At 68.2% G+C, this 12,418-nt stretch carries 9 protein-coding genes; 2 read left to right on the top strand and 7 right to left on the bottom strand.

What is annotated here, in order from left to right; all coding sequences use genetic code 11:
* Positions 1–77 precede the first annotated feature (77 nt).
* Positions 78–1,619 carry a glutamate--tRNA ligase gene (gltX, locus tag BFAL_RS08300; protein ID WP_055427934.1) on the bottom strand — a complete coding sequence of 514 codons (1,542 nt, stop codon included), beginning with the start codon at positions 1,617–1,619 and terminating at the stop codon, positions 78–80.
* A 239-nt stretch (positions 1,620–1,858) separates the two neighbouring features.
* On the opposite strand from gltX, the gene BFAL_RS08295 reads away from it, so the two are divergent.
* A complete protein-coding gene (locus BFAL_RS08295; RefSeq protein ID WP_055427933.1) occupies positions 1,859–3,064 on the top strand; it encodes a DUF805 domain-containing protein in 1,206 nt (401 codons plus the stop codon).
* Positions 3,065–3,285: 221 nt separating this feature from the next.
* On the opposite strand, the gene BFAL_RS08290 is transcribed toward BFAL_RS08295, so the two are convergent.
* The 6 genes from BFAL_RS08290 to BFAL_RS08265 all read right to left on the bottom strand — a co-directional run bounded on the left by BFAL_RS08290 (position 3,286) and on the right by BFAL_RS08265 (position 10,698).
* On the bottom strand, positions 3,286–4,674 hold the full coding sequence (locus BFAL_RS08290; protein ID WP_055427932.1) for an N-acetylglucosamine-6-phosphate deacetylase: 1,389 nt from the start codon (positions 4,672–4,674) through the stop codon (positions 3,286–3,288).
* A 22-nt stretch (positions 4,675–4,696) separates the two neighbouring features.
* Positions 4,697–5,509, bottom strand: a complete 813-nt coding sequence (nagB, locus tag BFAL_RS08285; protein WP_055427931.1) for a glucosamine-6-phosphate deaminase — start codon at positions 5,507–5,509, stop codon at positions 4,697–4,699.
* Positions 5,510–5,597: 88 nt separating this feature from the next.
* Positions 5,598–7,265, bottom strand: coding sequence for a galactose-1-phosphate uridylyltransferase (locus BFAL_RS08280; protein ID WP_236691717.1), 1,668 nt, complete (start codon positions 7,263–7,265; stop codon positions 5,598–5,600).
* Positions 7,262–8,311 carry a phosphotransferase enzyme family protein gene (locus BFAL_RS08275; RefSeq protein WP_055427930.1) on the bottom strand — a complete coding sequence of 350 codons (1,050 nt, stop codon included), beginning with the start codon at positions 8,309–8,311 and terminating at the stop codon, positions 7,262–7,264. Before BFAL_RS08275 ends, BFAL_RS08280 begins: the two co-directional genes overlap by 4 nt.
* A 567-nt stretch (positions 8,312–8,878) precedes the next feature.
* Positions 8,879–9,880, bottom strand: coding sequence for a hypothetical protein (locus BFAL_RS08270; protein WP_055427929.1), 1,002 nt, complete (start codon positions 9,878–9,880; stop codon positions 8,879–8,881).
* A 158-nt stretch (positions 9,881–10,038) separates the two neighbouring features.
* A complete protein-coding gene (locus tag BFAL_RS08265; RefSeq protein WP_055427928.1) occupies positions 10,039–10,698 on the bottom strand; it encodes a histidine phosphatase family protein in 660 nt (219 codons plus the stop codon).
* 248 nt (positions 10,699–10,946) lie between these two features.
* On the opposite strand from BFAL_RS08265, the gene BFAL_RS08260 reads away from it, so the two are divergent.
* On the top strand, positions 10,947–12,374 hold the full coding sequence (locus BFAL_RS08260) for an MFS transporter (RefSeq protein ID WP_055427927.1): 1,428 nt from the start codon (positions 10,947–10,949) through the stop codon (positions 12,372–12,374).
* Positions 12,375–12,418: the final 44 nt, after the last annotated feature.

Raw genomic sequence — 12,418 nt, 5'->3', positions numbered from 1 at the left:
GTGTGTGCCCGGCGAATCCATCTTCACCGGGCACACACGCCCCGCCCCGCGTCACGGACTCACAGACGCGACCGCAATCACAGGTGCGCGCGCAGCGCCTTCAAGCGGGCGAGCGAGATCTCACGGCCGACGATCTCCATCGACTCGAAGAGCGGCGGGCTCACGCGACGGCCGGACATGGCCACACGCACCGGGCCGAAGGCGAGACGCGGCTTGTAGCCGCCGTCCTCCACGAGCGCCTTGTTGAGCGTCTCGTGCAGGATATCGGTCTTCCAATCGGCCTCACCGACACCTTCCAGCGCGGCGATCGCGAGATCGAGCACGGCGGGCGCGGAGTCCTTGAGCTGCTTGCGCGCGCCGTCGTCCGGCTCGAGGTACGTCTCGGTGGACAGCAGGGAGCCGACCATGCCGGCGACCTCGCCGAGCAGGCGCACGCGCGGCTGGACGAGCGGCGCGGCGGCGGTAAGGATCTCACGCTCGCGGTCGGTCAGCGCGTCCCACGAGTCGGCGGAGACGACGCCGTCGCGCTTGAGGTACGGCACCGAGCGACGCAGGAAGTCCTCGGGCTCGAGCATGCGCACGTGCTCGGCGTTGATGGAGATGGCCTTGTCGAGGTCGAAGCGGGCCGGGTTGGCCTTGACGTCGCGCACGTCGAACTTCTCGATCATCTCGTCCATGGAGAACACGTCGCGGTCCGGCGCGATGGACCAGCCGAGCAGCGCGAGGTAGTTGAGCAGGCCCTCGCGGATGAAGCCGGCGTCGCGGTGGTTGAACAGGTTGGATTCCGGATCGCGCTTGGAGAGCTTCTTGTTGCCCTGGCCCATCACGTACGGCATGTGGCCGAACAGCGGGGTGGTCTTGGCGATGCCGAGCTCCTCGAGGTAACGGTACAGCACGATCTGGCGCGGGGTGGAGCTCAGCAGGTCCTCGCCGCGCAGCACGACGTTGATGTCCATCATCGCGTCGTCGACCGGGTTGGTGAGCGTGTACAGCGCGTCGCCGTTCGGGCGCACGATCACGTAGTCCGGCACGGAACCGGCCTTGAATTCGATGCGTCCGCGGATGAGATCGTCGAAGGCGATGTCCTCGTCGGGCATGCGGATGCGCAGCGCGGGCTTGCGGCCTTCGGCGCGGAACGCGGCCTTCTGCTCCTCGGTCAGGTCGCGGTCGTAGCCGTCGTAGCCGAAGGCCTTCGGGCGGCCTGCGGCGACGTTGCGCGCCTCGATCTCCTCCGGCGTGGAGTAGGACTCGTACGCGTAGCCGGCTTCGAGCAGCTTGGCGGCGACGTCCTTGTAGATGGCGGTGCGCTCGGACTGGCGGTACGGGCCGTGGGGGCCGCCCACGTCGATGCCCTCGTCCCAGTCGATGCCGAGCCAGCGCAGCGATTCGAGGATCTGGTTGTAGCTTTCCTCGCTGTCGCGCTGCGCGTCGGTGTCTTCGATGCGGAAGACGAGCTTGCCGCCGGTGGCGCGCGCTTCGGCCCAGTTGAACAGGGCGGTGCGGATCATGCCGACGTGCGGGGTTCCGGTCGGGGACGGGCAGAAACGGACGCGCACGTCCTTGGGCAGTTCGGGCTTGTGGTTTTTCGCGGTATCGTTCGCGTGTTCAGCTTCAGTCATAATCCCCTATTGTGCCGCGCGCGACGGACGGGAATCGTCGCGCGCGGACGGATTGCGGCACGCACGCGCGGACGGACGCGGCACGCACGACATGCGCGTGACGCGTCCCGACGCGCACGCCGCATGTCCACGACGAGGACGCGCGGCCGTTTCATGTTTCATTTTCGACGTGATGCTGGAACAATGGGAACCAGTCACCCCGATACGGCGATGACCATGCGACTTTGAAAGGGGAAGCAGTGAGCAATCCGAACTACGTGCCGCTGCCGCCGAACCCGGCACAGCCGGGCGGCGACCAGCATGATTCCGATCCCTACCAGCAGACGGCCGGCCAGACGCCCGGCGCGCAGCCGACGGCCGATCCGCAGAACGCGTTCCCCGCGGTTCCCCCGGCACCAGGCCCCGACCCGTCGAGCCAGTTCCCGCCCGCGCCGAACATAGCCCCTCCCGCGCCCGCATCGAACGCGTACACCGCGCCTGCACCGAACGCGTATACCGCCCCCGCCGGGCTCTACCGCAGCGCCCCCTCGCTGGATGAACCGTATTACGGATGCCCCATCTTCGAGGCGTACATCCGGTTCTGGCAGAAATACGTGGTGCTCTCCGGCCGTGCCTCGCGCAGCGAGTTCTGGTGGCCGTTCCTGTGCAATATCGTCATCGGCGCGGTGCTCGGCTTCATCGTCGGCATCATCTACAACGCGACGGGCGCCGATCTCGGCTTCCTCACCACCGTGTACGAGCTCGCGTGCTTCATCCCCGGGCTGTCGCTGGGCGTGCGCCGTCTGCATGACACGAACCGTCCGGGCTGGTGGCTGGCCATCATCTACGGCGTGGCCGTTCTGGCCGGCATCCTCATAGTCGCCGGCGGCGCATCGTTCATCATCGGCGGTGTCGGCAGCATGTTCGGCGGCGGCCGCGGGTTCGGCGTCGCAGCGGCCGGAGGCAGCGCCCTGCTCATTTTCGGCGTTCTGCTCAGCCTTGCCGCCAGCATCCTCTGGGCCGTGCTGATGGCGCTGCCAAGCAACCCGGAAGGCGCCCGCTTCGACAAGCATGCGGCGGTCGCCCCGTATGGCGCGCCCGTCGCGGGAGCCCCGAACGCGGCGCCCGTGTACTCCACCTCCACGCCGGGTTACGGTGCCGCGCCGATGCCGCCGGCCGGCCCGTTCGGCGCGCCGGCACCGGCGGCCCCGTTCGCCGTGCCCGCGCCGGCCGACCCGTTCGCCGTACAGGCCGAGCCTGACGTCCCATCCGCGGCGCCGGCCCCCGTTCCGGCCGCCCCCGACGCAGCCGCGCCCCAGCAGCCGTCCGACGCACCGGCCACACAACCCGCCGCCGACGACGATATGGATGCCACCCAGCCCAGCCAGCAGCTGCACAGCGACGGCCGGCAGACCCCGCAGGCACCCTATGCCCAGCCTGGCCAGCAGCCGTGGCAGGGCAAGTGAGTCCTCGCGAATCATCCTGAAGACAGCCTGAAGGCAGCCGAAAGGGGGCTGTTCCGGCACGCGAATCGCCGGAACAGCCCCCTTCCATGTGTCCGCTCCATGTTTTCACGGCATGTCTCAGTGACGTATTTCCATGACCGGGCGCACGGCAGCCATACGTCGCATCGCGCCACTCCGCACGATCGCCCCGCGTCACCCCGCGCAGCAGCCCCGCGCCGCATCTACCGCAGCATGCGGCCGGCGCACCACACGTGTTCGACCGTCCACGTGCCCGTGTCAAGCAGGTTGAAGTCCGCGGCATAGCCGGGCGCCAGCAACCCCAGGGGTGCACCCGTCACGGGGTTCGCACGGTCGAGGCCGAGCGCGCGCGCCGGCGTGAGCGTCGCCGCCTCCACGGCCGCGGACGGCTCGAATCCCAATGCCAGCACGGCCCGCCGCACGGCGACCTCCAGCGTCAACGTAGAGCCGGCGATCGCTCCGTTGGAGACGAGCCGCGCATGCCCGTCCACCACGTTCACATCCAGCTCGCCGAGCTTGTACGCACCGTCCGGGCAGCCGGTGGCCGCCATCGCATCCGTCACGAACGCGACGCGGTGCGGTGCGAGACCGAAGCCCAGACGCACCATCGGATCGTCCACGTGGAACCCGTCGTTGATGAGTTCGATCGTGACGCGCGGATCCTCCACCGCCGCCGGAATCGGCCCCGGCGCGCGGTGATGCAATCCGTTCATCGCGTTGAACATGTGCGTCATGATGCCCGCGCCCGCGTCGAACCCTGCTTTCGCCGTCGCATAGTCGGCGTCGCAATGGCCCACGGCCGGCACGACGCCCGCCGCGGCGAACCGGCGAATCGCGTCGATGCCATGCTCCAGTTCCGGCGCGATCGTGACCTGCCGGATGCAGCCGAGCCGCCCCGCGCCCGCATGACGCCCGGCAGCGGCACCACCGCGAGAAACACCGCCGCCTGCGCCCGAAACCCCCGACGCCTCCAGCAGCCGTTCCACCAGTTCCGGCACCGGATCGCGCAGGCAGTTCGGATCATGCGCGCCCTTGCGCTTGACCGCGAGGAACGGCCCCTCCAGATGGCATCCGAGAATATCCGGCCGCCCGGCGGCCATCTTCTCGCCCACCACGCGGATGTTGCGGCAGATCACGTCCATCGGATTCGTGATGAGCGACAGCACCTGCCGCGTCGTGCCATGCACCGCGTGCCCGGCACGCGCCACGTCGATGCCGTCCGCGCCGTCGTCGAACGAGCGCTCCCACGCCCCATGCGAGTGGATGTCGACGAATCCGGGCGTGAGGATCCTCCCGCCAGCATCGACGACCACGCCGCGCGCGGCACCGCCATCAGCGCGCGCCATCGGGTCGATGCCGACCGTGCGGCACGCATGCTCGAACGCCTCCTCCCCGTCGCCGTTCGCGGCGGTCACGCCGGTGGCGACGATCACGCCGCGCGCATCCGACACGACCCACGCGCCGTCACGCACGCCGCCCGCGTCGACCTTGCGCGCGCCGCGAATCGCGACCGGCGCCGCCGCTACCTCCAGGGCGGCGGTCACGTGCGCGACCGTCGCCCTCCTGTCTTCCGTTGCGGTTACCGCTGCCATGCCGTCCTCCCTGACGCCGCGCTCAGATGCCCTGCCATGCCGGCTTGTGCGCGTACGCGTACCGGTAGTAGTCCTTGTGCCGCAGACGCGACGCCGCCGCCTCGTCCACGATGATCGTCGCATGCGGGTGCAACTGCAGCGCGCTCGCCGGGCAGAACGCCGAAACGCCGCCCTCGACGGTCTCCTCGATGGCCTCCGCCTTGCCCGCGCCGAACGCGAGCAGGATCAGATGCCGCGCCTTGAGGATCGTGCCGATGCCCTGCGTGATGCAATGCGTCGGCACCTGGTCGAGATCGCCGCCGAAGAAACGCGCGTTGTCGACGCGCGTGCGTTCGGCGAGCGTCTTCACGCGCGTGCCGGACGCCAGCGACGACCCCGGCTCGTTGAATCCGACATGGCCGTCCGCACCGATGCCGAGAATCTGCACGTCGATGCCGCCCGCGGCCTCGATCGCCGCGTCGTACGCCGGACCGGCCGCCGCGACGCGCTCGCCGTCCGCGAGCGGCGCGCCGTCGAGCACGTCTCCGGGCACGTGCACGTTCGCCGGGTCAAGTCCGAGCGGCTCGACCACGGTGCGGTGAATCGTCGCGTGGTACGACTCGGGGTGCGTCAGCGGCAGTCCGAGGTATTCGTCGAGCGCGAAGCCGCGCACATGCGACACGTCGATGTCTTCCTCCTTGACGATGCCGGCGAGCGCGCGGTATGCGGCGAGCGGGCTCGATCCGGTCGCGAGTCCGAGCACCGCGTCCGGCTTGGCGGTGATGAGGTCGGCGACGCACCGCGCGTAGATCGCGCCGGCCTGCGCCTCGTCTTCGACGATGATGATTTCAGCCATGATGGTTCCTTTCCGTATGGTTCGTGAGGTGGTTGCCTATTGCGGGCTGATGCTGGTGTGGTCACTGCGATCGCCGCGGCCGAAACGGCTAGGCCGAGACATCGTCCACGGGCGTGAATCCGAGCGTGTCGAGGAAGTCGAGCGTGAGCGCGGGGTCCTTGAACACGGCGGTGTCGCGCAGGATGCGGTGGCATACCGAGCCGAGCATGTCGCGGATGGCCTCGTCGACCGTCTCCGGCGTGCGCGCGCCGGTCGCACCGGTCGCACCGTCGCCGTCGAGCGCGGCCGTGAGTTCCGCCCATTGCGGCGCGAACGCGGCGAGCCCGTCGGGCAGCGGCCCGTCGGCGAGCAGCGCCTCGCGGATCGCGCCCAGTTCGCCGACGAGGCGACCGGGCAGGATGAACAGTCCCTGCGCCTCAATGAGTCCGATTGGCTCCTGTTTGATGGCCCAGTATTCGGGGTGCGCGTGGAACACTCCCTGCGGGTAGCGTTCGCTGACGGCGTTGTTGCGTAGGATCAGGTGCATTTCGTAGCCGCGGTCGGTGACGGTCACGCTGGGCGAGACGGCGGATTGCGGGTTGCCTTCGGCGTCCCGTGAGGCGATGCCGTGCGCCGCGTCGTCATGATCGACCCATGCGCGCCGAATCGTGTCGGACACGTCGACCACCGCCCGGCGAGACGGCGAGACGACGCGCACGGCGGTGCCGGGCCAGTCGAGGATCTCGACGATGACGTCGGAGCCGTCGGATGTGCCGGAACCGCGGGGCGCGGCGAGGGTGCGCCACGCTTCGGCGTGATGCATGGGCAGGAGCTCGCCGCCGCCCTGATAGTGGTCGTGCGCGAGCACCGAGCCGCCGATGCACGGCAGCGCGGCGTTGCAGCCGAGGAAGTAGCCGGGGAACCGGTCGACGAAGTCGATGAGGTCGCCGAACGTGCCACGGTCCACGTGCATGGGCGTGTGTTCGCGGTTCACGCAGATGCCGTGCTGCCGGAAGTAGCCGTAGGGCGAGAACTGCCAGAACCACTCCTCGCCGCCGATGGTCACGGGGATGGTCCGCAATGTGCGCCGGCCGCGCGGCGCGTAGCCTTCGTTCTCGTGGCAGATCGTGCAGGCCGGGTAGCCGCCGCCGACGGCGGTGCCGGCGGCCGCGCTGCCCATGGTTTTGAATTCCGGTTTGGCGAGGTTGATGGTGATGGTCAGTCCGTTCGCGTCGAATCGTGAATTCGCGTCGAGCGCGCTTTTCTTCACGTAGTTGTTGGCCACGCAGTAGTCGTACAGCCAGCGCATCGCATCGTCGCCGCCGCCGGCGCGCTCCTCGTCGAGGAAGCGCGCGGCGAGCGCGGAGGGGCGCGCGGAGAGCAGTCCCATCACGCCGTCGGCCATGAGCGGCGCCTCGTCGCGCGTACACAGCCCGGCGACGGTGACGGCGTCGCGGAACCGGTCGAGCAGCGCGTCGGGCATGAGCGGCTCGTGGCAGGTCGCACCGGTGGGGCGGTAGGTGGCGAGGCCGAGCAGTTCGAGTATCTGGTTGCGTTTCCAGTCCACGTCGAGCGTGTCGAGTTCGAGGCGGCGCACGGCGTAGTCGAGGAGCGCGTCGATGACGCCGTACACGTCGGCGAGCGCCGCGGCCTGCGCCGCCGCACCGCCGGCGTACGTCGTCGCGCCGGACGTCGCGGTGTCGTAGTACGTCGCGCGTGCGGCGCCGTCGTCCGCCGTGCGCGCACCGATGTCGTGTGTCGTCGTATCGTGGCTCATGCCGTCGTCCTTTCCGTGATGTCGTCGACGATGCGCCGGATCGTACCGGCCTGTTCTTCCATCTCCTCGACGAGTCTGATCTGCGTGCGCGCGCGCACGAGATTGTGCTCGGGGTATTTCGTGGCGAAATACATGTCGCCGGCGAGATGGTCGGCGAGGAAGCGCATGCCGCATTCCAACGTCATGATATTGCCGGCGAACGGCAGCAGGTCGATCTCGCCGTCGGTCAGGCTGCCGCGCACCTCGCCGATGAACCCCTGCGCGTAGGCGCGGAACAGGTCGGTGCTGAAATGCACGTTCGCGAGATCGCGTTCGTCCTCGAGCGCGGTGGAGGCGCCGAAGCGGATGGAGTCGCCGAAATCGTAGAGCATGGAGCCGGGCATGATGGTGTCGAGGTCGATGATGGCGCGCGCCTTGCCAGTTTCACGGTCCATGAGGATGTTGTTGAGCTTGGTGTCGTTGTGCGTGACGCGCAACGGGAGCGTGCCGTCGGCGAGCGCGTCGGTGATGCGCGCGTACTGGTCTTCGTGCGCGAGGAAGAAGTCGATCTCGCGGCGGCAGGCTGCGGCGCGTCCGAGTTTGTCTTCGGCGAGCGTGGTCTTGAAGTCGGCGAACCGGTGCGGGGTGTCATGGAAGTGCGCGATGGGTTCGGCGAGCCGCGCGGCGTCGAATCCGGCGAGATGGTTCTGGAACGAGCCGAATGCGGCGCCGGATTCGCGGAACACCGCCGCGTTGGGCACGAGATTGTACGACATCGTGCCTTCGATGAACGCGTAGACGCGCCACGGCGAGCCGTCGGCCGCGGATGTGGCGTAGGTGCGGCCGTCCGTGGTGGGGATGATGTCGAGCGTTTCCTGGCCGCGTTCGCGCAGGAACGCGGTGACGAGTTCGATGTTGCGCATGAGGTTCGCGGTGTCGGGGAAGACGCGCGTGTTCATGCGCTGCATGATGTAGCGGCGCGCGGTGGTCGTCACCAGGTAGGTGGTGTTGATGTGCCCGTCGCCGTAAGGTTCGATGCCGGTCACGCGGCCGTCAAGCGCGAACATCGCCGCGACGCCGGCGAGGTCGGGGGCGCCTCCGGAGTGGGGGGCGCCGGGGTGAGAGGTACCGGGGCTGGAGGCGCCGGAACGGGCTGAATCACCGGAGTGAGAGACACCGGAGCTGACGGGAGCGCCGGAGTTGGGGACACCGGAGTGAGGGAAATCCCCTGAGTGAGGGGTACCGCCGGCGCGAGGGGCGGTATGCTGCGAATCAATGGGGACCATGGGGGCTCCTTCGCCGTCGATGGATACGGTTGATACGGTTGCGGGCGGGTGCCGCAGCCGGCTTCGTCGCCGACCGCACCCGCGATGCTGCCCCTTATGCTAGTCGCCCCTCTCTTTTTATGCAAACACTCTTTACATTAAGCGCGCCTCCCCCACCCCACTCACCCACACCCCTACACACACTCACCCACACCCCTACACCCCACGCGCCCATCTCCCATGGTGCGGTAACACAATTTCTCCATAACGGCGGAATAAAGCCGTTTTGCCTGACCGCACCATGGGCGTTTTACCGCACCATGGGACCACGGGCCGCAGGATGAGCGTAGGGCGCGGGGCGGGGCGGGGTCAGAGTTCGACGGTTTCCTTGTTGTCGTTCTTGACGTGCGCGAATTTGGCGGCGAGCGCCTCCTTGTTGCGCTTTTCGTCCTCCTCCTTCGCCTTCTTCTTCGCCTCGGCCGGATTCCACAACACGTCCTCGCGGTGCTTGCGCCATTCGGCGGCGGCGAGCGGCGCGACGAACGCGGCGAGCGCATCGAGTGATGCACCGGCAGCGGCAGCGCGGGCGGCGAGCAGATCGCGGATCTGCACGTCGGTCAGGAAGATGCGCGGCACGGAGATCTGTTCGCGCAGCTCGTTGACCGCAAGCAGCAGCGGCAGCACGGCGCGCACGGCGTCATCGTCTACAGGCGTCTCCCCGGTGATTCGCGTCACATCGTTCCCGTCGGACACCGCGTCAAGCAGCGCGCCGCACACGGCGAGCGCGGCGGCGAACCGGTGCGCCATCGCACGGACCAGCGCGTCCGACGGCTCGAACGCGTCATCCGTCGGCGACGCGGCACCGGCACCGTCGTCAACGGCACCGTCGCCGGGCTCAACCACATACTCCCCCGCGTCGAACGCACCATCGCTCACGGCCGCCTCGACCGCGCCGAGCGTCTCGTGCACGCGCACGGACGCGGCGTCATCCCACACGACGCCGAGATCGGCCGCGGCGTCGTCGACGAGCGCGATGTCGCCGGTTTCGGAGAAATCGGCCATCGCGTCGTACGCGTCGTTGGCGGCGAGCAGCGCGTCGACGATCTCCTGCGGACGCCCGGGAATTGCATCCGCGCCCTCGTACACGAATTCCGCATCCGGCATCGTCACGTCGTTGCCGGTGACGATGCGCGCGAACGCACGCGAGACACGCACCTGCAGGTTCTCGCCGTATTTCGCATCGTTGTCCATGTGCATCGCCTCGGTGAGCGGCCACAAGGCCACCAGCCGGGCCGCCTCGCGCGCGGCGTCGCGCACGGCGGGCAGCGCGGCGAGACGATCCACATCATCGGCGTTCAGTTCGTAGGTCATACAAGCTCCTTCGCGAGAGATTCATCAAGGACCATCCTCAGTCCCGCACGCCCATGGGCTCTTCCCGGCACTCCGGTCCGACCGGCGATCACACGGACCGCAGCGACCGGGAACGCCGCCGAGCAGGGCGCGACTCCGTAACCGATTCTAGTGTGCGTCTACTCGATGCCGGCCGCGGGGTCGACATACGTGATGGACATCACACGACCGGTCGCGCAGTCGAACGTGATGGACGTGATCGAGGCGAGCGCGGTGTGGCGCAGGAACATCCAGTGCTCGGCATGGCCGGTCTCCAACAGGTGCCGGAACGACCAGATCGGCGACTCGTGGCTGACGACGATGATCTGCTCGCCCGCATGCTGCCGCACCTTCTCGCGGGCGAACTCGCCGACGCGCGCCGCGATATGCGCGTACGACTCGCCCCAGCTCGGGCGCCACAGGTTGCGCACCAGCTTCCAATTGCCGTTCCGCCACAACGCGCCCTCGCCATGGCCGATGCGCTTGCCTCGGAACTCGTTGCCGGCCTCGATGACGCGCTCGTCGGTGACGAGTGCGAGCGGCTCCTCGCCGCGCGCCTCACGCACCAGGTTCAACGCGTCGAGAATCGCACCGGCCGTCTCGCGCGTGCGGTCGAGCGGCGACGAGTAGACGGCCGAGACGGTGTTCATCTGCGGGCTGGCGGCGATGTACGCGCCGGTCGCCGCGGCCATGCGGCGGCCCACGTCGGACAGATGGAAGTCGGGAAGCCGCTCGTAGAGCAGATGATCGGGGTTGTACACCTTGCCGTGGCGGACGAAATGAATGGTGGTGGCGGTCATCGGCGCTCCTTGGTGAACGATGGGCGAATACGGTCAGGTAGCACACCAATCTACCGCGTGTCGGGGAACGCGCGCGCGTAGAGTAGCCGCGACGCAAACGTGCGGCGCGATTCGGGCATGGAGCCCGACGGCACGCACTCCTTTGCGCGACCAAGACGGACAGCACACATCATTCGATGAGGGCTTTGCCGCCCAACGCCACGGGCTGCGAGGGACATCCAATCGGGAGCGGAAAGGAGAGGTGCAATATGTCCAGCAACGTCATCACCGGAATCAGGGAAGTCGGACACAAGGTGTTCGGCGGGTATGCGGAGCTGCTGCGCATCCCGCACACCGCACGGTATTCGATCGGCGGCGTCATCGCCTGCATGCCGTTCCCGATGATCGGCATGACCATCACCATCTCCGTGCAGCACTACTACGGCAACTACTCGCTGGCGGGCATGCTCACCGCGTTACAGGCCATCGCGCTGGCGATCTCCACGCCGCTGCTCGGCAAACTCACCGACAAATTCGGGCAGCGTCAGGTCTCGATCCCGACGATCATCGTGTGGATCGTCGCGGCGATCGCACTGACCACATCGATCACGAACCACGCGCCCGAATGGGTGCTGTACTGTCTGACGCCGCTGCTCGCCGCGATCCCGCCATGGGGCGCGATGAGCCGCGCACGCTGGACACGCCTGCTCAAAGGCGACCGCGAGCGCACCGACCGCGCATTGAGCCTGTGCGGCGTGCTCGACGAATGCATGTGGGTGGTCGGCAACCCGCTCGCCTCGACATTGGCGGTGATCTCCGGCTTGCTCGCGTTCTCGTTCACCGGCGTGTGCGTGGTGGTCGGCGCGCTGATGTTCCTGACGGAGCTGACGACCGAACCGCCGTCGCAGTCGGACCTGGCGCGCGCGGAAGGCATCTCGCGCAAGGAGTACCGCGCGCGTGAGGCGGCGAAGGCGGAGGCGCTGCGCGCCGAGACCGCCGCCGAGGAGACGCGCCGCCGACTTGCGGCGCAAGGCGTGACCGACGAGTCAATCGTTTCACGTGAAACACGGCGCGCCATCGAAGACGCCAAGTCCGGGCGGAAGGCCTCCATCTGGGGGCCGGGGCTCGTGGCCGTATGCGTGACGTGGTTCGGATTGGGCGCGTTCCAGTCGGCCGCCGGCATCTCGATCATCGCGTTCGCGACCGAATCGAACATGAAGCAGTACACCGGATTCGTGTTCGCCTGCTTCTCCATCAGCTCGCTGTGCGGCGCGATCGTGTACGGCGCGAAGAACTGGACGATTCCGCTGTGGAAGCGGTTCTACTTCTGCCTCGCGGTGGTCAACCTCGGCATCGGCTCGTTCATGTTCGCGCGTCATCTATGGGTGATCATGATCATCTACCTGCTCATCGGCGTATGCCAGGCCCCCACGTGGATCAACGGCAACCAGCTCATGCTGCACCTCGTGCCGCCGTCGCGGCTCACCGAGGGCATGGCGTGGATGGGCGCGATGAACTCGATCGGCGCCTCGGCCGGCTCGGCGATCGCCGGGCAGTTCATCGACCGCATGGGCTCGCACGGCGGATTCCTCGTCGTCACCGCGTTGGCGTTGGGCTCGCTGGCGATCGCGCTGATCGGCCTCAAGCAGATCAAGACCTCCACCGAGCAGCCGACATTGACCGAAGTGACGGTGTGATGACCGGGACGAGGATGGGGTAGGGCCGCGGCGGCCCTACCCCA

The sequence above is a fragment of the Bifidobacterium aesculapii genome (genome assembly GCF_001417815.1).
GTDB lineage: Bacteria > Actinomycetota > Actinomycetes > Actinomycetales > Bifidobacteriaceae > Bifidobacterium > Bifidobacterium aesculapii.
This window is presented reverse-complemented; position numbering and strand designations above follow the sequence as displayed.